13 protein-coding genes are annotated in these 21317 nt (G+C 54.9%); 10 read left to right on the forward strand and 3 right to left on the reverse strand.

The features are described 5' to 3' along the window. Nucleotide 1 precedes the first annotated feature (1 nt). The gene (locus tag Mal52_RS21795; protein WP_145378630.1) at nucleotides 2-1843 is read right to left on the reverse strand and encodes a carbamoyltransferase family protein; all 1842 of its coding nucleotides are present in this window, start codon (nucleotides 1841-1843) and stop codon (nucleotides 2-4) included. Between the two features lie 363 nt (nucleotides 1844-2206). Here Mal52_RS21795 and Mal52_RS21800 point away from each other — a divergent pair, with 363 nt between their 5' ends. The 7 genes from Mal52_RS21800 to Mal52_RS21830 all read left to right on the forward strand — a co-directional run bounded on the left by Mal52_RS21800 (nucleotide 2207) and on the right by Mal52_RS21830 (nucleotide 13547). Further along, nucleotides 2207-4777, forward strand: coding sequence for a hypothetical protein (locus Mal52_RS21800; RefSeq protein WP_145378631.1), 2571 nt, complete (start codon nucleotides 2207-2209; stop codon nucleotides 4775-4777). Nucleotides 4778-4780: 3 nt separating this feature from the next. Beyond that, nucleotides 4781-5803 (forward strand): ABC transporter ATP-binding protein, encoded by a 1023-nt coding sequence (locus Mal52_RS21805; RefSeq protein WP_145378632.1) that lies wholly within the window; start codon nucleotides 4781-4783, stop codon nucleotides 5801-5803. Beyond that, nucleotides 5796-7454: an ABC transporter permease gene (locus Mal52_RS21810; protein ID WP_197534384.1), complete on the forward strand. Its 1659-nt coding sequence runs from the start codon at nucleotides 5796-5798 to the stop codon at nucleotides 7452-7454. The genes Mal52_RS21805 and Mal52_RS21810 overlap by 8 nt, the downstream gene beginning before the upstream one ends. Nucleotides 7455-7572: 118 nt before the next feature. Then, nucleotides 7573-9252 carry a HEAT repeat domain-containing protein gene (locus Mal52_RS21815; protein WP_197534385.1) on the forward strand — a complete coding sequence of 560 codons (1680 nt, stop codon included), beginning with the start codon at nucleotides 7573-7575 and terminating at the stop codon, nucleotides 9250-9252. Nucleotides 9253-9900: 648 nt separating this feature from the next. Next, entirely contained in the window at nucleotides 9901-11037 is a 1137-nt protein-coding gene (locus Mal52_RS21820) for a DUF1559 domain-containing protein (RefSeq protein WP_145380742.1), read from the forward strand. 132 nt (nucleotides 11038-11169) lie between these two features. Continuing rightward, nucleotides 11170-11637 (forward strand): hypothetical protein, encoded by a 468-nt coding sequence (locus Mal52_RS21825; protein WP_145378634.1) that lies wholly within the window; start codon nucleotides 11170-11172, stop codon nucleotides 11635-11637. A gap of 248 nt (nucleotides 11638-11885) precedes the next feature. Beyond that, nucleotides 11886-13547, forward strand: a complete 1662-nt coding sequence (locus Mal52_RS21830; RefSeq protein WP_145378635.1) for a tetratricopeptide repeat protein — start codon at nucleotides 11886-11888, stop codon at nucleotides 13545-13547. Nucleotides 13548-13613: 66 nt separating this feature from the next. Here the strand turns inward: Mal52_RS21830 and Mal52_RS21835 are convergent, their stop codons facing one another. Then, complete coding sequence (locus Mal52_RS21835; RefSeq protein WP_145378636.1) at nucleotides 13614-14246, reverse strand: CPBP family intramembrane glutamic endopeptidase; 633 nt, start codon at nucleotides 14244-14246, stop codon at nucleotides 13614-13616. Between the two features lie 282 nt (nucleotides 14247-14528). Here Mal52_RS21835 and Mal52_RS21840 point away from each other — a divergent pair, with 282 nt between their 5' ends. Further along, complete coding sequence (locus Mal52_RS21840; RefSeq protein WP_197534386.1) at nucleotides 14529-15746, forward strand: IS4 family transposase; 1218 nt, start codon at nucleotides 14529-14531, stop codon at nucleotides 15744-15746. 534 nt (nucleotides 15747-16280) lie between these two features. On the opposite strand, the gene Mal52_RS21845 is transcribed toward Mal52_RS21840, so the two are convergent. Next, nucleotides 16281-18155 (reverse strand): COG1361 family protein, encoded by a 1875-nt coding sequence (locus Mal52_RS21845; protein ID WP_197534387.1) that lies wholly within the window; start codon nucleotides 18153-18155, stop codon nucleotides 16281-16283. A 621-nt stretch (nucleotides 18156-18776) separates the two neighbouring features. Between Mal52_RS21845 and ggt the strand changes: the two genes are divergently transcribed. Next, nucleotides 18777-20471 (forward strand): gamma-glutamyltransferase, encoded by a 1695-nt coding sequence (gene ggt / locus Mal52_RS21850; protein ID WP_231962411.1) that lies wholly within the window; start codon nucleotides 18777-18779, stop codon nucleotides 20469-20471. Nucleotides 20472-20531: 60 nt separating this feature from the next. Beyond that, complete coding sequence (gene larB, locus Mal52_RS21855; RefSeq protein ID WP_231962412.1) at nucleotides 20532-21308, forward strand: nickel pincer cofactor biosynthesis protein LarB; 777 nt, start codon at nucleotides 20532-20534, stop codon at nucleotides 21306-21308. The last annotated feature ends 9 nt before the right edge of the window (nucleotides 21309-21317 follow it).

Consider the following 21317-nt stretch of genomic DNA (forward strand, 5'->3'; position numbering starts at 1 on the left):
GTCAGTCCAGTTGGAATTGACCAAGGTGTTCGTTGCGTTCCGCTTCGCTCATCTGCTGAGGCTGTTGTGCTTTCAACAACACGTGCCGCCCAAGGACCAGCACATCCATATCGGTCGCCATAAAACAGCGGTACGCATCATCCGGCGTACAGACGATCGGTTCGCTGCGCACATTAAAGCTGGTGTTAATCAGCACCGGACACTCAGTCTTTTGATAGTAACACGTCAGTAGTTGATGAACCAGGGGATTGCGGTCACGGTCAACCGTCTGCACGCGTGCGGAGTAGTCGACATGCGTGACCGCTGGAATTTCTGACCGGCAAAAATTGAGTTTGTCGATTCCAAAGGCCTGTTCTTGTTCCGGACTGGGTGGAGTGCGGATGTCTGGGTGCACGGGGGCCACCAGCAGCATATAAGGGCTGTCTTCCTGGGGCCGCATTTCGAAATAGCGATCGACATACTCCCGCAGCACGATCGGGGCAAACGGGCGAAACGACTCGCGGAATTTGATTTTCAGGTTCATGAGGGACTGCATCTCCTGGCTACGAGCATCCCCTAAAATGCTGCGCCCCCCCAGCGCGCGGGGTCCGAATTCCATGCGTCCTTGAAACCAGCCGATCACGTTTTGCTGCGCGATCAATTCCGCGACTTCTTCGCAAAGCTGTTCATCGGAGTCACAGACTTCGTAAACTGCGTTGTGCTGGGACAACGTCTGCTGAATCTCGGCGTCGGAAAATTGCGGACCGAGAAACGAACCGTGCTGCTGATCGGGTGTGCTTGGTGTACGCGGCTTTTCCAGTAGTTGATGCCAGATGAACAGGGCTGTGCCCAAGGCGCCCCCGGCATCGCCGGCTGCGGGTTGAATCCAGAGGTTCTCAAACGGCCCTTCACGGAGAATCCGACCATTGGCCACGCAGTTTAAGGCGACTCCCCCGGCCAGAACCAAGTTCTTCAGTCCGGTCGTCTCATGAACGTGCTGCGCCATGCGGAGCATGACCTCTTCGGTGACCGCCTGCACCGATGCCGCCAAGTCCATCTCGCGCTGCGTGACCTCCGATTCCGCTTCACGCGGCGGGCCGCCGAAAAGCTTATGGAATTTTTCCGACGTCATCGTCAGGCCTTGGCAATAGTTGAAATAGCTCATGTCCATGCGAAACGAGCCATCCGCCTTTAAGTCCAAGACATGCCCCAAAATCCGATCCTTGTAGATCGGTTGTCCATAAGGAGCCAGCCCCATGACTTTGTATTCGCCGCTGTTGACGCGAAATCCGGTGTAGTAAGTGAAAGCGGAATACAGCAGGCCCAACGAATGTGGAAAGCGGATTTCGTTTGTTAGTTGGATATTATTGCCACGACCGACGCCGAAGCAGGTCGTCGACCATTCGCCCACGCCATCGATCGTCAAGATGGCTGCTTCTTCAAACGGTGATGGAAAAAACGCGCTAGCGGCGTGCGACTCGTGATGATCGGTGAACACAAACCGGCCCGCATAACGTCCCCCTAGACCGCGGTTCAGTTCGCGCGGTAGGTGTAGTTTCTGCTTGAGCCACAACGGCATGGCTTGTCGAAACGAGCGATATCCTGCGGGAACAAAGGCGAGATAGGTCTCCAACAGTCGTTCGAATTTGGTGACCGGTTTGTCATAGAAACCGACGTAATCCAGTTGTTCCGGCGTGATGCCCGCTTCGGCCAGGCAATAATCGACTGCGTTTTGAGGAAAGGCGAAGTCATGTTTGATGCGGGTGAAACGCTCTTCTTGCGCAGCGGCGACGATTTCTCCGTCGATGATCAGCGCAGCGGCCGAATCGTGATAAAACGCCGAAAGGCCCAGAATGGCGGTCATGCAAATCTCAATTCTGCCTGTGCTAGCCGGGATCAGGATTGCGGCGGAACCGCGCGAACGTCGGCACGACGGCAATTCATTTAGACTGAGGAAGCAGTTTAGCAAATGGAAGGTTAGTGAGTAATGCCGGTCATGTCACAAGAAGCCGGTCTTGGCAAAAACGTCTTACTTCATAGTGCCGACAATAGGCCATTGCGTTTTTTCGGTGGGTTGCGACAGCCAATATCGATCATTACAATTATTGATCAAATACCAGTAAAAATCGTTTGAATTGACAACTGGATTCGCGACCTGTTGAAAAGCCCCTCAGACAAAGGAACGCGACCCTCTCCTTTGTCCATTGAAGGCCTGGCCTGTTCCATCATGCGCAAGAACTTTGTGATCCGCCTGACAACCTTGTCCATCACATTGATGTTGGTACTGGGTTTGACTCAATCTGCTTTCAGTCAGGCCGCTCCCGCAGCAGATGACTCACCGGAAGTCAGGTTGACGCTGGAGGCCAACTCAAGGCTTGGCAGTTTCTCTTATGTGCCTGAGCAATGGGGTGAGTTTTTCCTGCGTCTGGAAAATGATGGAGACACGCCCAAGGAACTGCTTTGCACCAGCTATTTCGATGATGCCTCGACTCTGCAGTATGGCAGGAAAATCTGGCTACCTGCTCATTCCAAGTTAGTCCTTTCTCACCCGGCCTTGTTCCCCGCAGCGGCCACATTCTCCGGCAAGCGCGCGAATGTCACTTCTTTGCTGTTTGATCAGTCGCAGGGCAAAGAGGTTCTGCTCAAAAATCGTGCCGGTCTGCTTGAACACAAACAGGCATTGTCGATCACACCAGACGGGCGGAATACCGGAATTATCGCCGGATGGGATTCGGCCGGCGACGTGCCCAAAGAAGTCGTGGATTTGGTCATCGCAAACCGGGTCTACCAAGGACTCAACAATCGGGTCACTTTTCTGGCAGGTCAATTTCTGCCCGCTGAGGAAAATGGCCTGGATCACCTGGACCATCTGGTGATCGCCAACGATCGCCTTGTGGATGATTTGGCCGCTCTCACTGCTGTGCGGCGCTGGCTGCATTCCGGGGGACGGTTATGGATCATGCTCGATCGGACCGGTCCAGAGCTACTGGAACGGTTATTTGGTGATGAATTCCAAGGCTCGGTTGTGGATCAGGTCGGACTGACGTCGGTGCGGGTCGATGACCCGCCGTCGCTGCAAGTTCCCGAAGGAATCGTGGGGCAAAGCTTTGAATATGACGAGCCGGTTCAAATGGCGCGTGTCGACATTCCGGGCATGACCGTCTGGAACACCGTCAACGAATGGCCGGCCGCGCTGACTGGGACCTATGGTGAAGGACGCGTACTGATCACGACGCTCGGGCCACGGGGCTGGATGAAAGTGGCTCCTCCGCCGCCGCCCTTCAAACCAACAAAAACAATGAAAACGCCACCTCCCGATTTGGCCGAAAAGGTGGCGGAATATGCCCCGCACGGGCCGATGGAAGACATTGCTCCTTTTATCTTTGCCAAGCGCGATAACGAACCGCTTCCTCCAGAAGAGTTGGAAGTGTTCGCAAAAGAGTTCGTCTCCTACAAAGTCCCCTCGGCGACGCTGATTATTGGATCAATGTGCGGCTTCTTAATTCTTCTGGCTGCCGCCGGAGGTGGATTATGGAAAATGGGCCGCCTGGAACATTTCGGTTGGTGCGGTTCCCTACTAGCAATTATTTTTGCGATGCTGTTCTTCGGCGTGGGAATGTCGAATCGCCACGGAACCTCTGAGACAATTGCAGATGTCCAACTCGTACAGGCGATTGCCGGGACGGACGATGTTCTGTCGCATGGAGCCATCGTCGTCTATCGGCCTGAAGGGGGAGACGACCAGATCCAGACTTCCCAAGGGGGCGAGTTGATACCGAACCTGACCGGGGAAAGCGGAGAAACCTCGCGGATGGTGACGACCGATCTTGGGACGTATTACTGGGACGGACTGACTCAGCCGACCGGTTTAGCGACCTATCAATTCGTTGCGTCCAGCGAAGATGCCGATCGTCTCGAAGCACAAGCCACACTGGACGGGCAAGGGATTGTGGGCAAGTCTTCCGGCAAAATGTCCTCAGGCTCGGATGTAATGGTGGCGACGCGTCGCGGACGAATCAGCGCACAAATGACCGAAGGCGGCAACTTCACAGCGCGTGCAGACGACGTCTTGGAGCCGGACCAGTTCCTCAATGCCACTTTGCTGAATGACGTTCAGGATCGCAGACGGCGAATATTGCAACAACTCTTCAGCGATCAGCGCTGGCAATCCTCTCTGGATCAACCCCATCTCTTGGTCTGGGTCAATGACTGGGAGCATGGTTTTGAATTTGGAGAGAATTTGCAGCAGCAAGGAGACACGTTGGTCATAGCACCGCTGCAGTTCAGCCGCCCTCCTGCGGGGACTGACGTTGTCATTCCGTCACCGTTACTGGATTACGTCTCAACTCGCCCACCGGACGGTTCATCGCCCGCAGGTTTTTGGGACGATGGCCGACAAGAATGGCAGGAGCGTTCCAGCCTGAGTACAACATGGCTTAGCGTCCAGGTCCCCCCCGCCTTCCTGCCACTGGCGGCAAAAAAAGCACAGATCGAGATCGGTGTCTCGGGGCTCATGGGCCAGATTGAGATCCTGGGGGTCAAAGGCGAAGAAGTGGTTAGCCTACAAACCGTTACGGATCCCGTCGGTACGGTGGTGATTGATATTGACGACCCCGAGGCTTTGACGATTTCGGAAAATGGCGAACTCATCTTGGGGTTGAGCGCCGGTGTCCCTGAGGATGCCGCTGCTGCCGATGCCAATTTTAATGCGGACACACCTGCCAATTCCTGGAAAGTCCATTCGCTTTCATTGCGACTCTGGGGCACTACATTAGACTCAACAAATGAAGAAGACTGACGCATGAATGCGAAAGCATCGCCTAAAAAATCCGGCGAAAAGCCCGTTCTCGACATTAAAAACTTGACGAAACGGTATGGTTCCTTCACGGCACTCAATGATTTGACCCTCTCCTTGAATGCGGGCCAGATCCTAGGTGTCATTGGTCCCAACGGCGCGGGCAAAACGACCACAATCAAAATCCTGGTGGGGCTCAGTCGCCCGACGTCGGGAACCGCCACGATTGATGGCGTGGATTGTGTCGAGGATGCCCGAGAGATGAAGCGACTAGTCGGATATATGCCCGACAAATTCGGTTCCTATGACAACATGCGCGTCAGCGAGTACCTTGACTTTTTCGGTGCCGCCTTCGGGATGTCCACCGCGCAGCGTTCCTCGCGGATCAAAGACGTCATGCAAATGACGAATACCGAATACATGAAAGATCGGTTCGTCGAAAGCCTCAGTCACGGTATGCAGCAACGTGTGGGTCTGGCCCGAACGCTACTGCACGATCCCAAAGTCTTAATCCTGGACGAGCCCGTCAATGGTCTCGACCCACAGTCACGCATCGAAATGCGTGACCTGCTCATCGAATTGGCTGGGCAGGGAAAGACTTTGATGGTCACGAGCCATATTCTGCCGGAGCTGGCGCGTATTTGTCAGCAGGTCGCGATTATTACCAACGGAACCTTGCGGGCATTTGGGTCGGTCGATGACATCGGCAGTCTCGTCAGCCAGCAACGTACGGTCGAAGCGCACCTTCTGAAGGCAGGGGACGTGAAGTCGGCTGCTAAAGTCATCCGGGCATCCATCGAAGAGGGAGCCGAAGTGGTTGAGTCCGCCGCCGAGTCGATCGTTCGCTTTCGGACGGCGGCGACCGAAGAAAAACTCGCCAAACTGTTAGTCAAACTATTCAAGGCTGGTGTCTACGTGAGCCAGTTTCGTGAAGTTCAAACGGACCTGGAAGAAGCGTTTATGTCGTTCACATCGACTCCGCCCAGTTCTGCGACAAAGAGCCCTGCTGGAGTAACGTCAGATGTTTAGTGCGGTGTTGAGGCGAGAGTTGGTCACGCCGCTGCGTCGCCGACGGATGATTGTTTTTCAGATTGCGGTAGCGACGCTATTTGCCCTGTTGATTGCCGCCCGCTGGCCAACCGACGGACAAGTCGCTCTGCTAGGAGCGCGCTCACAGCAGATTTTCCGCTTGTTCGGATATGGGCTGATGGCCACGCTGCTGTTATTGCTGCCGGTGTTTCCTGCAGCAAGCATCGTGAGTGAAAAGATCAGCGGCACACTCGGTCTGCTGTTCAATACTCCGTTGGGCCCCATTCGGATCTTCGTTGCCAAACTGCTGGCGTCGTTGTCATTGGCGGGCATGATTCTCGCGATGAGCCTCCCAGCTGCAGGAGCCTGTTATTCGATGGGCGGCCTGTCGCTGTACGAAGAGATCGGAAAGGTTTACCTGTTGCTCCTGCTTGTGGCGCTGCAGTACACGGCCATCGGCTTGCTCGTGAGTAGTTACGCGCAATCGGTCGACTCTGCGATTCGCATCACCTATGGCATTGTGCTTGTGACATGCGTTTTGACATTAGGCCCCCACTATTTCTTCCAAGGCACCGAAGGCAGCTTGGCCAGCTTTGGCGAAATGTTACGAAGCATGTCCCCCTTGGCTGCACTGACGTCGCTCACAGGTGCGGCGGATATCGGCGGCAAAGGCTTGATGACAAAGACAAACGTCATGGGACAATTCACAGTCTGGTCGCTGCTTTGCACAGCGGTGACGTCGGCCTGGACGATCAGTCGTCTGAATCACAAAATCTTCGACAAATCGCGGGCCTCCGGAACGATGAGCGATGACCTCTCCAAGTCCGGCCAGCTCGTACGGAGAATATTTTTTCTGGTGGATCCTCAGAAACGGTCCCGGCCCATCCCCTTGTTTCTCAATCCCGTGATGGTCAAAGAATTTCGCTGTCGAAAATTCGGGCGACTGAACTGGCTCCTGCGACTGGTGGCCGTCTGTGCGATGCTCTCCTTGGGACTCACATACGCGACGACCGCCGGCACGACTGACTGGGGCGTCGAAACAATTGGCGGCATCATGGTTGTGATGCAAGTCGCATTGATCGTCCTGATCGCGCCTAGCCTCTCTGCCGGGCTGCTCAGTACGGAACGCGAATTCGGCAGCTGGCAATTGCTACAGACGACTCCCCTGTCCATGACCCGCATTATTTGGGGCAAACTGCTCAGCGCCATTTTGCCATTGATGCTCCTGCTTTGCGCCACCATGCCGGGATATATGGTGATTGCCTACATCGAACCGGGAATGAGCCTGCAGGTCCAGCGCGTCATTGTTTGCTTGGTGCTCACCGCATTTTTTGCAATGTCCTGCAGCGCAGCTGTCGGCTGTTTTTTCCGCCGCTCTGCCGTTGCAATCGCCAGTGCCTACGGAGTTTTGCTCTCCATCTGTTGCTTGCCCTTATTGGTCTGGATGGGCAAAGACGCCCCGTTTGGGCATCGTGTTGTAGAAACGGCTTTATCTTTCAGTTCGATCGCTGCTGCCTTTTCAGCGATCAGAATGCCAGGCTTTGATAACTACGATCTCATTCCCGCAAACTGGTGGTTTATGGGAATTGGATCGCTAATATCTTTGATTGTGTTGCCTGCCTGGGCCTATCATATTTCAAAACCCCAGTGAGCGACCTTGCATGTGTCATTACCGCCGGCTGAAATTGCTTTGTACAACGGCTTGGCTTTTTGCCTCTCTTTGTTGTGCCGGGCAAGTTGCCTTTGCTGAAATCCAAACCGATTTCCTGATGGATTCCGATCCGGGGCTTCAAATCCCCGAGCCTGTCAAAGATATCCATCCCAATCTGACGACACTATGGTTGGAGGCCCTGAATCGCCCCGAGACCGACATGCAGCGCATGGCAGCTGAGTCGATTGCTCGCGCGACTCAACGGGACATTCCGGGTCTAGACAAAGCAGTGCCCCGGCTAGAGGAAATCCTCGTGGCTGAGGAATCGCACCCTGCCGCGCGCTATGCGGCGGCTCGCGCATTGATCGCGCTGGACTCACGTGCTTCGAGTGACAAGTTGCTTGAAACATCTCAGTCCCACGGCGCCGACCTGCGGCAACTCATTGAACCTGCCCTGGCCGCCTGGGAGAATCCCGCAGCGAAAACGGTCTGGATGGAGCGTCTTGCCGCGAAGGAAACAGGCCCACGCAACCTGATTCTAGCGATGCGTGGGTTGGCTGAACTCCAAGACCAATCCGCGTTGCCTGATTTGGTCGCGATTGCCAACGACCTGACACGCACTTCGGCCGTACGCCTGGAGGCAGCAACAGCAGCAGGAAAGATCGCAGAATCCGGTCTCGAACAAGATGCGGAGCGTCTTGCCGGCAATACCAGTGGCCCACGGTTCATCAATCAATTGTGCGCCATTCGCCTGCTCGCTGGTCATTCGAGTGCAGGGGCCAAGACACTCATCACTGAATTGGCCGGACATGACGAGCCAGCGGTTGCTGCAGCTGCACTGCAACGGTTGAACGAAATCGATCATGCCCTGGTGCTCCCCTTGGCAGAAAAAGCGATGCAGAGCCCCGATCCGGAAGTCCGCCGGCAGGGAGCGCTCTGCATGCTGCAGCTTCCGTCGGTCGATCACATTGTACCGCTCAGCAAATTATTGGCGGACCCGCATCCCGGAGTTCGCAGCGAAGTCAGTGAGGGCCTTTATAAGCTTTCTGAAAAACCGGACCTGAACGAACCGATTCGCGCAGCTGCGATGCAGGTCCTCGCCGGAGACCGCTGGCAAGGACAGGAGCAAGCTTCATTATTGCTGGGAGCCCTCGAACACAAACCGGCAGCTGATCGGTTCATTGAATTGATGGAATCTCCACGCGTGGAAGTCCGGCTTCCCGCCACCTGGGCACTCCGCAAAATAGCGGTCCCAGAAACCATTCCCGCCCTGATTGCCCAAGGCTCAGAACTAACCCAACGCCGCAGAATCACCAATCAACCGGGCATGGATGAGCAGGTGGCCCATCTGTTTGAAGCGCTGGGCGTGCTCAAGGCAGAGGACGCCACGCCGCTGCTGCTTCAGTATGTCCCCAAACGCGTCCGGATGAATAATCTTTCGCGAGGCTCTGCGATCTGGGCCCTGGGTCAGATCAACGAAGGGAGCCCCAATGAACAGCTCGAAGAGGCGCTGATCGAGCGAATTTATGACTTTGCCCCCCAACCGAGTGAAGTCAAACTCGTCAAGGAAATGTCCGCCATTGCACTAGGCCGTATGCAGGCGGTCGACCAGGCCCAGATGCTACGGCGTTTTGCTCTGGATGATTCACAATTTGCCTCATCAGGCAGTGACGATTCGAACATGCGATTTCGGATGGCTCTCATCTGGGCGGTCAAGGAGTTGACCGGTGATGAACTCCCTACCCCCAAACCCAATACCATTGGACAGGGAAATTGGTTCTTAGAACCGCTTCCCTAAATACATGCGGATTGAATTTGGCCAGCCTACTATTTGAGAATCTCACTTCAGATTCCATGTGGAATGGATTAGGCCGTACACAAAAAAACGACCGAACGTCAAGTAGGCCTTCAAGAAGCTGCATTCGACTTTGAGCCGACTAATTCACCTGCTTGATATTGCATGAATTTTGAATGTAATGACCCGTATGATTTTGAAAGGGATGCAGATTTATTGCGGGGAGCTTTTTTTTGATTTTGACGACAATTCCAGGAAATCACTTGACTTTCAATCCTCGATTCGACATCCTAGGTTACTTCACGATTTTTTCTTTTCCCTGGCATAACTCAGCAACTCCTCTATGGTTTAGCTAGTTTTGCCCAGATCATTTCTCGAAAATTCAAGCTTTTATAGCCATCGATACTCGCCCGACTTGAATGGCCTTATCAAGTTCTGGTCAACCAAGTGATAGTAGATCTCGCAGTGGCTTTTGCGGTGCCCTGGGTAGTGAATAGAGAGTTCGGTTTTTTCTTTTTTTATTCCAAGTCCTGTTCGGGCAAAATTCACGGTTGTAAACGTCGCCCCAGTTAGGTCACTGCACAGCTTGGTTACAGGCGACAAGTTGTTTTTTTTCTGTTTTTCTGTTCTTTTCCCAAAGGGGAACACTTTATGATGACACCTTCGAATCCGAAATTACGAAGTCGGCAACGAGCGTTTACGCTCATTGAGTTGCTGGTGGTGATTGCGATTATTGCAATCCTCATCGCGCTGCTCTTGCCTGCTGTACAACAGGCCCGTGAAGCGGCCCGTCGGACAGCTTGCCGCAACAACGTGAAGCAAATCGGTCTTGCATTCCACAATTATCACGACGTGTTTGGGCGTTTCCCGGCGGCTTTCTCAGCCAACGCTGGAGACTCGATCTTTGACATTGGTGAAGGTCCCGGTCCGCGGGATGACATCGATGTCGACAGTAACATCCATACTTGGGTCGAACGCATTCTGCCCTACATGGATCAAGGCAATGTCTACGAAGGTATTAGCTTCGATACCATGATGGGTGCTTTGAACCCGGATGGTACGGGCATTCCCACATGTGTTGGTGTCAGCACCAAGGGCGGCAACGCTTCTGGTGTCTGGACACGAGCTCACGCTCCGGCAACCTTGAATGCTGTTATCCCGGCATTCATCTGCCCGACCGCTCCTCACCCCTCCAACAAAGTTGCTCCTTATCAGGACGACTGGTTGGGCGACGGTTATGGTGCTGTGGTTTATTACTCAGCTGGTGCCTTGGATTACACCGGTATTGCTGACTGGTTGTCGTCCGACTTGAACGGCGGTCAAGGTATCCTCGACATCGAGCACGATGTGGGCGATGCCGGATCCGACGGTATCAAAATCGGTCAAATCGTCGATGGTACGTCCAACACGTTCATCCTCGGCGAAAAATCTGCTCCGGATTCAAAAGAATGGGTTCAGGGCAAACCGCTCCAAGACATGTCTGACGAACAGTTCGGTCTGATGGGTCCTTCATGGACAGACTGGCAGTGGAGTGTCGGACACTTCTGGCGTGGTCTGACTCCCGGAAGCTGTAATGGGGACTACCCCACGACATGCCCCGGCGGTCGGTCAAACGGTACCTGCCTGATTAACTGTGGTAACAAGTGGAACTTCTACAGCTTCCACACCGGCGGAGCATTCTTCTTGTTCGCTGACGGCTCCGTTCAGTTCCTCAGCCAAAGTACTGAAAGAAACACCCTGTTGAACTTGCACGCTTTCAATGATGGTGCAACTACGGGTGAATTTTAAGTTGTCTGTGGCAAGTCTCGCACTTGCTGCATGAGTTAGTAGACCGTGAATTGCTCCACCAGCCCGGCGCCGGCCGGGCTGGTGGCTTTTATGTGAACATAGAGACAATACTTGTGTAATGTCATACGAGGGATGATGATGTTTTTGCGTAAAGATATTTTGCTGCTCCTGTCCGCGATGCTGCTGCTTGCTGGTTGTGGTTATGATAAAGAAATCAGCAAGGAAGAGATCGCAAAGCAAGCGGGCGTGGAAGTAGATGAACTCAAGGAAACAGTTCCAGTCACCGGTACAGTGACCGTGGACGGGACTCCCACCGGGAATGTCTACATGTATGCATATACCGAAGCCAGCGGAGTCAAACCGGTTGCCCAAACCAAAACCAAAGCCGATGGAACCTACTGCTGGACCAAATACCTACCGTGTGACGGAATGTTACCGGGGGAATACCGCCTTGCGTTCAAGCACATCGTTGAAGAGGGCAAGGGCAAAGAAGAAGGCCCGGACCTGTTTGAAGGTAAATACCGCAATCCAAACAAAAATGATTTCAAGTTGAGTGTCCAAAGCGGATCCCCGCAAGTCGACGTCAACTACGAGCTTTAATCAAGCAAAGCAAGCGTGCCCCTTTGCGGGGGGAATTGGCCGCCAATACCCAGGCGGCCGACACGTGACTTTGCGCTCGCAAATGAAATTATCGATCGAGTGATACAATTGGGTGACTTGTAAGCCATGACCATAGTGATCAGCTTGGTCATGGCTGCTGGTCTGTATTCTGAGGCTTGTCCGTGTCAGACACCTCTGCTGTAACATCACGGCCAGATGCGGTGCCAACCGATTCTGCGCGACGCTGGATGATCAACTGGCGAGTGGATTCTTTGCTGATTCTGCTCACGCCGCTGATAGCAGTCCCTGCAGTGATGCTGCTCTCATCATCCGTCGTTGGTGTCGACGCTGCGACCATTTCTTTGATCGTAACAGCCTTCTTCGCCACTGGCCATCATCTACCTGGGATGATCCGGGCCTACGGGGATCGGGACCTGTTCCAGCGATTTAAGCTGCGGTTCATTCTGGCCCCCCCCTTGGTGTTCTTAGCGTACTTTCCGCTCTACAACTACCACTTCGATCTATACCGACTGATCATCCTCGTCTGGGCGACTTGGCACGGTTTCATGCAGCTGTACGGCTTCGTGCGAATTTACGATGCCAAGGTGGGATCGACGGCCAAGGCAACGGCGAACTGGGACTGGTTGGTTTGCCTGTGCGGTTTCGCAACCGCCCGTCTCATGCGGCCAGAACAGGTTTCGAGCACGTTGGGCCACTGGTACTCGGCAGGCGGCCCCTTGATCCCCCCGACATTGCTGACCACAGTCCGCTGGGGAGCGATAGCAATTTGTATCGCGGTGCTTATCGGCTTTACTGTCAATTACATTGTGCAATGGCGACGCGGACCTAAGCCGAACCCTCTCAAGGTCGTGATGCTGATCAGCGGCATTGGCACGTGGTGGATCGCCATGTGCTTTGTGGATGAGTTGATCTTAGGCATCGCCCTGTTCGACATCTGCCATGATGTGCAGTATTTAGCGATTGTTTGGCTGTACAACTGCCGCAGCGTCAACGCAAACCCCAAACTAAACCGCTTCATGCGCTACGTATTTCGCCGCGGGATGGTCTTGCTGTATTTGGGGCTGATAACTGCTTACGGGACCATTGGTTACATTGCGCCGCTGGTGAAGGATGGCACGATCAGCAGTATCGTTTACAGCGTACTTTTTACATCAACGATCCTGCACTACTACTACGATGGCTTTATCTGGAAAGTCCGCGAAAAAACCAACCAAGCCAATCTGGGCTTGGCCGAAGGTGCGGTTGCGCCACGGAGTCAATGGTTATCAGGGATCAGGTCTTCCCACGCTCTCAAATGGGCGCCGGCGATTGTTGTCCTGGGGTTGCTATTCCTATCCGACCTGATTGATCCACCGTTGACGACTGCCCAAAAAGATAAGATGGACAAGAGCTACGCCCAGACCGTTGTTGGCAAACCGATCCGCCTTGAAAAACCAGAAGAGATTAGTTGGTTAAACGCGGAATTCCAATCAGCGCAGGACATTGCAGAAACCGTCCCGGACGACCGACGAGCACAATTGCGGGCTGCCATCTTATTGGCGAACTTCGGACGCAATGATGAGGCGGCAAACCGCTTGGAAGAGCTGCTAAAACAGCACCCCGAGTATTTCGATGCGCACACAACCTTGGCAGAAATCCATCTTTACCAGGGCAATCTCGAACAAGCAACCGACAGTTTTCAAACGGCACTTTCCCACGCCAAAACCGGCAAGGAACGCTCTGCCATCAATCTGAGACTCGGCGAAATCGATCTGCACAAGAAGGATTTTGCTGCGGCTAAAATCAAATTCCAAAAAGCTGTCGAAGACAACCCCCGCCTTTCAGCCTCCGTCGAAGCGCTAGAAAAGGCCAGCTCCCCCTCACCCAGCCCCTACCCAACCGGCGGTTAGCTCAGGCTTGGTGGGTGTGCTGAGGCTGCCTGCGACCTGAGTTGCCTTCATCGCAAGACGGCAGAGCTACGTGCTAAAGCTCAGGATGACCAAATTGTTGATCCAGTGCGGGAGCAATGCGGCCCAGATTGATTTTGTGTAGTGCACGGCGACTGAAAAAACGACGCCGTAAACAAACAGCGATACCAAAGCCGCGACCAGTGCAACGCCTTGTTGTTTTCCGGACAAAAACCACCAGGGAAGATGCAACAAGGAGAAGAGCAACGATTCCAAAAGAATCGCACGAGACGTAGAAGTCACTGACTTTAGGTGCTCTAAGATCACGCGGCGGAACATCATTTCTTCGACGAGCGGCGACACGATGATGAAGTTGAACCAAACGGCAAAACCAACTGGCAGCGAGAATATCCGTCCAGAATTTTGTGCCACAATCATGACGAAAAACAAGCTGGACAAAACCGTCCCCACCAGCAACCCCTGTCGCCAGTTGTGGCGGAATGCCCAAAAGTCTTCACGGTCCTTGACCACAAAATGAACATAGGCCAGTGCGGGGATCAGGACGACGGAGACGCGAACCAGGGCGCGGAGCAACGGCAAAGAAAACGGTTCGCCAACGAACGCCATCAAGACAGACCAGAGCGTCCAAGCGGCGAACATTCCACCAACACACCAACGAAAGAGACGCGTCGAACGATTCATAGGATCTGCTTGATTCTTGGAATGGGCAAGTGGCACGCCGTCGAAGAGCGGTTTGAATTTCTGAAATGCTAAAACGACAGTGCTGGGTTATTGCGATGATCGTTCACGTTTATGGTGCCACTGCTGGATTTTCGAGTAGATGCGGGGCGTTTGTCGTCGATTCGCGTGGAAAACTCGCCCTTCTACCGCACTGGCGGACAAGCCCAATCCTGTTCGGCACGGAATTTGCGCCATGGGCTTTGGTAGTCTTTCATAACTGCCAATTTGACGGAGAGGCGCCCTGTGGCCAGGAAGAAAGCGAAGCGGGTTTCCGATGCGGATTTGACCGGACTGAAATATCTGAAACGAATCTCTTCGCTGCTCAAACGCTTGCGGCCCGTCGGCTGCGAACGGGACAAAGCGGGCAATCGCGACTTGTTTTTTGATCAGTATTGCGGGTTGATACTGCTGTACATGTTCAACCCGATCGTCACTTCGCTGCGCGGCATGCAACAAACCAGCCAACTCAAAAAAGTGCAGCGCTTGCTGGGCTGCCAACGGGCTTCGCTGGGTTCGTTGTCCGAAGCGGCACGTGTGTTTGACCCGGAATTGCTGCGGGAAATCGCCGGTGAACTGCTCCAGCGCGCTCCGCAACGCGCCGACTGCGACCCGCGGCTGAAAGACTTCGCGCAGACCTTGACCGCCGTCGACGGCAGCCTGCTGAAGAAGCTGCCGCAAATCACGCAGGCCTGTTTTGCCACCCGCAACGATCGCGGTTTTAAGCTGCACGCGCACTTTGAAATCCTCAAAGGCGTGCCTGTCAAATCGGCAGTCACCGACGCCAGCGGCCAAGGACCGGCCAATGAAAAAAACGTGTTGCGCAGCCAATTGGAACCGGACCGTTGTTACGTGATCGATCGCGGTTACGAACAATTTTCGCTGTTCAACGCGATCGTCGATGTCGGCAGCAGCTACGTTTGCCGCATCCGCAACGACCGCACGTTTACGGCTGACGAGGTTCGCGAACTGGACGACGAGGCGCGGGTGGCGGGAGTGTTGGAAGACGCCATCGGCCAACTCGGCTCGCCCAAGTCGCGACGGATTGAGCATCCGCAGCATCGCGTGCGACGGGTTGTGATTCGCGCCGAAACGCATCCCAAACGAGGCGGACGCAAACGGGCCGCCGCCACGCACGACGTCGTACTGGTGACGAACTTGCTGGACGTGCCGGCGGAAATCCTTGCGTTGATTTATCGCTGCCGCTGGATGATCGAATTGTACTTTCGGTTTTTGAAACATGTGCTGGGCTGCCGCAAGTTATTAAGCGACTGTGACAACGGAATCGAAATTCAAACGTACTGTGCGATCATCGCTTGCCTGCTGATCAGCCTAGTGACCGGCCGCAAGCCGACGCTGCGGACGTATGAAATGCTTTGTTATTACTTCCAAGGTTTGGCGGATGAAGAAGAACTACTGGCCCACATAAACCGTTTGCCGCCGCACGCCACGACAAGCGTCTAACCCCACTCGCTCCGCGACTCCCCGCAGATGACGAGCCGCTCAACGCTGCGCTGAGACAACTCCCCACCCCACCAACCGCAGCCCTTGCAGCCACGCCCTCCCCCAAAAAACAAGCAAACACACCGCCACCTTGCCATCACGCCCAACAATAGCAACAATCGAGCCGAACAGGATTGGGACAAGCCGCCAGTGGCACCCCGCGTAACAGTTGTGAGCGAACCGAGATTCCGTGAATTTCAACAAATTGACAGAGCGCTGTCGCACTAAGCGGGTCCCGGAAAAGGTATGCTGGTTGAACACAACACGACGCGCGTCGCCACAGGTCATGATTCGTTCGAGCTTGTCAAATCTTACCGTGAGAAATGAAAACACAGAAAATCGGCAAGCGAACTTTTGCTAGGATGACGGTCCCATGGATCGATGAAGCCATTGAAAACAGCCCGATATCAACACCAGGCCGTTCACGCGTGGTGAACGGCCTGGGCTGACGCTTCTGGATGATCGTGGGCGTAGGCCCTCGGATCACGTCTCCTTTTATTCGCCGTAGAACTTCGTCAGTTCTTCAACGATCAGTGGCTGTTGGATCGAGTCACTGGTCAAGCGGGCACGGAACCGCAAGTTCCCGGCATTGCTGCCGATGATGCGGAGCTGATAGGTCGCCGTTTCCGACGGTCCCAATTCCGGAATCGAGCGGAAGACCAACAGGCCATTCTCAGCAATGTGAGCCGAGGGGCCTTCGGCATTGATCAACTCGATACCGTTGGGCAGTTCGATGGAGATGCCCATGTTGGCGGCGGCTTTGGAGCCACGGTTTTCCACACGCACTTCGATCGATGTTTCCGCACCGACTTCGACCGGATCGTCCCGATCGTCGACGACCATGACCAAGGCGGCACTGCCTTCGACGTTGGCGGCCATTTCGATTTCCTTGTGGCTGCCTTCATCCGATGTGACACGGACGTGGTGTTTGAAATCACCAATGGTTTTGGCCAGCAATTCGATGTCCAGTTCGACCGATTGTCCGGCGTCCAAGTGCCCGACATACCAGGTCACACCCTTGCCCGTGGAATCTGCTTTGCCGCCGTTGCTGGCTTTGACAAATTCGAATCCGGTCGGGATTTCGTGGTAGACGCGAACGTTGTTGCTCGCAGCACCACCGTCGTTGGTGACAGTCACACTGTATTTGCCGCGGCGATTGATGTACCGCAGTGAAGGTCCATCGAGATTGACGTCCAGGCTAGGAGCGACAATTTCGATACGGGACGCGGCCCGTTGTTTCAAGCCGCCTTTACCGGTGGCCTGTACGAGTACGATATGATCGCCACCATTGACAGCCGCCATGGCAAGGCGGATCGAGCGGCTTTCACCGGGGCCCAATGAACCGACACCGATGGACAGGTCGGTTCCTTTAGAATGTTTCAGTCCTTCAGGAATCGTGGCTTGCAGAACGACATTGTGAGCCACACCGGTTCCCGGATTGGAAACGGTCACCATGTGGGGAGTCGGGTCGCCGATGACGGCAGATTCCGGTCCCTTCATTTCGACTTTCAACAACGGCTCGTCCACTTGGAAGTTAGCAATCGATGTTCCCGTGAAGCGAACATTCGCAGCCGTCGCCAATTCACCCGGAATGCTCGGAATCAAGCGAATCCGGATTTCGGTTTTGGAACCGGCCGCCAATTCGGGGAATTCCCAAGTCAATCGCTCGACGCTATTGGCCGGTTTGGGTTCGGCATCCAACAGGCGGACTGAGTTCGGGAATGTCGCATCGACGATGACTTCGTGTGCGGCAGCGTCGCTGGTGTTCTCAACGATCAGACTGCATTCGCATTCTTGACCGACATTGATTTCATCATACATTTTCCATGTCAAATTGACCGCTGGTGTTCCGGTCGAGCGGACGATGGAGTGTGCGGTTGTTGTGACAGGCTTGTCCGCGGCGGCCGACGGCTCAACAAAATCAATGGCCGGTTTCGTATCAGCCGATTTGACTGCACGTGTCTGGCGGATTGTTGCACGAGCCCCTTCCTTAAACAAGTGGTCGGCGTTGTAGACCGGAGGTTTCGGAGCGACCTCAATTTTCCCCGAGGCCTGACGAACCTTCTCGTCCCGCCCCAATTGATCGTCACTGCGGTGATCAGCGTGACGCACATCTTTGACGTCGCCAGGCTTGGCCTCTGCCGCAGCTTGTACTGCTTTCTCGTCTTCTGCTTCGAACAGTTTTCGATAGTTTTTGACGGCGGTCGCACGATCGCGACTATAGCGACGGCTCGCTCTTTTCTTTTTTGCCAAGAATTTTTCGTAGCGTGAGGCGGTGTCATCCACTCCCGCGTTTTGGTCCGCGGCCCAGGCCGCACTGGTCATTCCCACGATGGTTGCCATCGCGAGCATCCACATCCCGCTTCGCATCCTAGATACCTCATTCATTCAAAGTAGTGACCGGTCCGTTGCGACGAGTCATCCCGAAAAACCGAAACATCGCTGACCGGTACTTGGCCCGGAAAAGTGGTTTTTTTGAGAGACGCTTTCTGAATTCTCGAGTAGGACCTTAAGGATCCCCAAGAGGATTCAGCTGCCGTCGCAGCCCTGTGGCAAAGCCGATGATTCATCACCGACTAGACACACACAAATCATCCATTGTCGTTGGTATCGGTCGTTTCAATCGTACGGCTAAAGCCGATTTGGCAAGATTTGACGGTTTTTCCGATTGTGCGGCGCCAACTGAGCGCAAACGTTTCGAGATGCGCGGTTGAATCTCGACCGCCGAATCGACAAACTGGCTAAAACCAGTTTCAAAACCGGGTCGTGCCTGTTCCGGTCACTTGGTCACTTGTAGATCAGTTCACTTGCATCTCAGTGTCAGCGGGCCGCATCCCAGGGTTTTGAAACAACTGGTACCGAGACGCGTTTGCCTTCCCCCCTGTTCCCCTGTGTTTACTGAGAGCGGCGGCCGATATGCGGTATCTCCCGACCAGACAGCGACTGATTTGTGCAATTGCGGTCCTGTACCTTCTTTGTGGAGCAGCAATCTTGAGGGACTTTCAACCTTATCTCGATACGGAACAAGTTGTTGCCGACAGCGGCTACGTGCGGCCGGCGCCCAACGGACGCCAAAGCCGGTCAGCAGTCATCGCCCAAAACGGCATCGTCGCCACCAGCCAACCGTTGGCTGCCCAAGCGGGATTGGATGTCCTCAAAGCGGGTGGCAATGCCGCCGACGCTGCTATCGCCGCCAACGCCGTAATTGGGCTCACCGAACCGATGAGTTGTGGCATCGGCGGTGATCTGTTCGTGATCTATTGGGATGCAAAATCGCAAAAGCTGTACGGCCTCAACGCCAGCGGACGCAGCCCCTACGCATTGAATCGCCAAGTTTTTACCGAGCAAGGTTTGACGCAGATTCCCACACAAGGGCCGCTCGCGTGGTCGGTGCCGGGATGTGTCGATGGTTGGGCGGAACTCAACGAGCGGTTTGGAACCATGCCGCTCAAAGAAATTTTGCAACCTGCCATTGAATATGCCGAAGCGGGGTTTCCGGTTAGCGAAATCATCGGCCTCGGCTGGAAAGGCTCGCAGCGATCGCTCAGTGCTTGGCCCGACTCGGCAACAACGTACCTCCCTGGCGGGAGCGCGCCGGGCATCGGAGAAATCTTCAAAAATCCTAATCTGGCTGCCAGCTACCGCAAAATTGCCGAACAAGGCCGCGACGCGTTTTATCGTGGCGACATCGCTAAATCGATTGTCGACTTCAGCGAAAAAAACGGGGGCTATTTTTCCCTCCGCGATTTTGAAGACCATACCTCGGAATGGGTCGAACCGGTTTCAACAAATTACCGCGGCTACGACATCTGGGAACTCCCCCCCAATGGCCAGGGGATTGCGGCGCTGCAGATTTTGAATCTTTTGGAGCCATACGACATCAAATCGCTGGGGCACAACAGCCCGGAATTCGCGCATCTATTCGTCGAAGCCAAAAAGCTGGCCTTTGCCGATCGCGCGAAATTCTATGCCGATCCAAGCTTCAACAAACTGCCGACCGCTGAGTTAATCTCCAAGCCTTATGCGGACCGGCGCCGGCAATTGATTGATCCGTCGCGGGCAGCGACCAATGTGCCGGCGGGCGATCCGATCCTGCAAAATGGCGACACGATCTATCTGACCGTCGTCGACAAAGACCGCAATTGCTGTTCATTGATTCAAAGCAACTACTACAGTTTCGGCTCGCAGGTCGTGCCGGGAGATGTGGGGTTTGTCCTGCAAAACCGTGGGGCGTTGTTTTCACTGCAAGAAGACCACCTGAATCGCTTAGAACCACATAAACGCCCCTTCCACACGATCATTCCCGCCATGGCGACGAAGGATGGAAAACCGTGGCTGTGCTTCGGTGTGATGGGGGGCGACATGCAGCCGCAAGGACACGCGCAGGTGTTAATCAACATGATCGATTTCGGCATGGACGTTCAGGAAGCGGGTGATGCGGCGCGGATCCGGCATCTGGGATCACGCACGCCTACCGACATACCCATGGACGCAACGGGCGGAACTGTGAATGTTGAACCGACGATCCCGCAATCGACGATCGATGCCCTGCAAGCCAAGGGGCATCGTGTCGAACGCTCCGTCGGTGGCTTTGGCGGTTACCAAGCGATTATGGTTGACCACGATCAAGGCACCCTTCATGGCGGGACCGAACCGCGCAAAGACGGCGCCGCCGTCGGCTATTAAACACTCCACCACCCAAGCACCCGCTCATCCTGCGGGCAGAACAACGCGAAATAGAATCACGTGGAAATCGAAAAAACACAACTGTTGGAACTGCTCGAATCACTCAGTCGCGGCGACGTCTCCCCCGAGGGTCTGATTGAGCAATTGGAAACGGCGCGGAGCGTCGGCACACACGATGCGCAGGTCGATGTCGATCGTCAACAGCGCTGCGGCTTTCCGGAAGTCGTCTTTTGCGAGGGAAAAACGGCGGCCGCGATTGCCGATATTTTCCGCGTGTTGATCGCGCAAAAACAGGACTGTTTCGGCACGCGACTGTCGGCCGACAAAGCGGAGAGCTTGCTGGAATGGTTTCCCGAAGCCCAGCACAACGGCGTGGCCCGCACGATACGAATCCCCCTACCGGATCTCCCCGAACCGACTGGCAATGTCGTCGTGATCACCGCTGGAACCGGTGACCGCCCGGTGGCCGAGGAGGCAGTCGAAACCGCGCGGTGGATGGGCTGCAACGTACGGTTGATTGTCGACATCGGCGTGGCCGGTCCACACCGCTTGCTGCAAGAGAAACAAAATTTCGTCGGCGCCGATGCGGTCGTCGTCGCCGCCGGGATGGAAGGCGCTTTGCCCTCGGTCGTCGGGGGCCATGTCGCCTGCCCGGTGATCGCCGTTCCCACCAGCATTGGCTACGGCGCCAGTTTCGGCGGCCTGGCGGCACTGTTGGGCATGGTCAATAGCTGCGCCGCCAACGTCACGGTCGTCAACATCGATGCCGGTTTCAAAGGAGGCTACCTCGCCGGCCTAATCGCCCGCCAATCCGCACCGCGAAATGTGACATCTTAGCGGTGCCAT

This window comes from Symmachiella dynata (assembly GCF_007747995.1).
Classification (GTDB): Bacteria; Planctomycetota; Planctomycetia; order Planctomycetales; family Planctomycetaceae; genus Symmachiella; species Symmachiella dynata.

Coding starts and splice junctions, on each gene's coding strand:
- Mal52_RS21795 (WP_145378630.1), bottom strand. CDS start 1,843: ATGACCGCCATTCTGGGCCTTTCGGCGTTTTATCACGATTCGGCCGCT.
- Mal52_RS21800 (WP_145378631.1), top strand. CDS start 2,207: ATGCGCAAGAACTTTGTGATCCGCCTGACAACCTTGTCCATCACATTG.
- Mal52_RS21805 (WP_145378632.1), top strand. CDS start 4,781: ATGAATGCGAAAGCATCGCCTAAAAAATCCGGCGAAAAGCCCGTTCTC.
- Mal52_RS21810 (WP_197534384.1), top strand. CDS start 5,796: ATGTTTAGTGCGGTGTTGAGGCGAGAGTTGGTCACGCCGCTGCGTCGC.
- Mal52_RS21815 (WP_197534385.1), top strand. CDS start 7,573: ATGGATTCCGATCCGGGGCTTCAAATCCCCGAGCCTGTCAAAGATATC.
- Mal52_RS21820 (WP_145380742.1), top strand. CDS start 9,901: ATGATGACACCTTCGAATCCGAAATTACGAAGTCGGCAACGAGCGTTT.
- Mal52_RS21825 (WP_145378634.1), top strand. CDS start 11,170: ATGATGATGTTTTTGCGTAAAGATATTTTGCTGCTCCTGTCCGCGATG.
- Mal52_RS21830 (WP_145378635.1), top strand. CDS start 11,886: ATGATCAACTGGCGAGTGGATTCTTTGCTGATTCTGCTCACGCCGCTG.
- Mal52_RS21835 (WP_145378636.1), bottom strand. CDS start 14,246: ATGAATCGTTCGACGCGTCTCTTTCGTTGGTGTGTTGGTGGAATGTTC.
- Mal52_RS21845 (WP_197534387.1), bottom strand. CDS start 18,155: ATGCGAAGCGGGATGTGGATGCTCGCGATGGCAACCATCGTGGGAATG.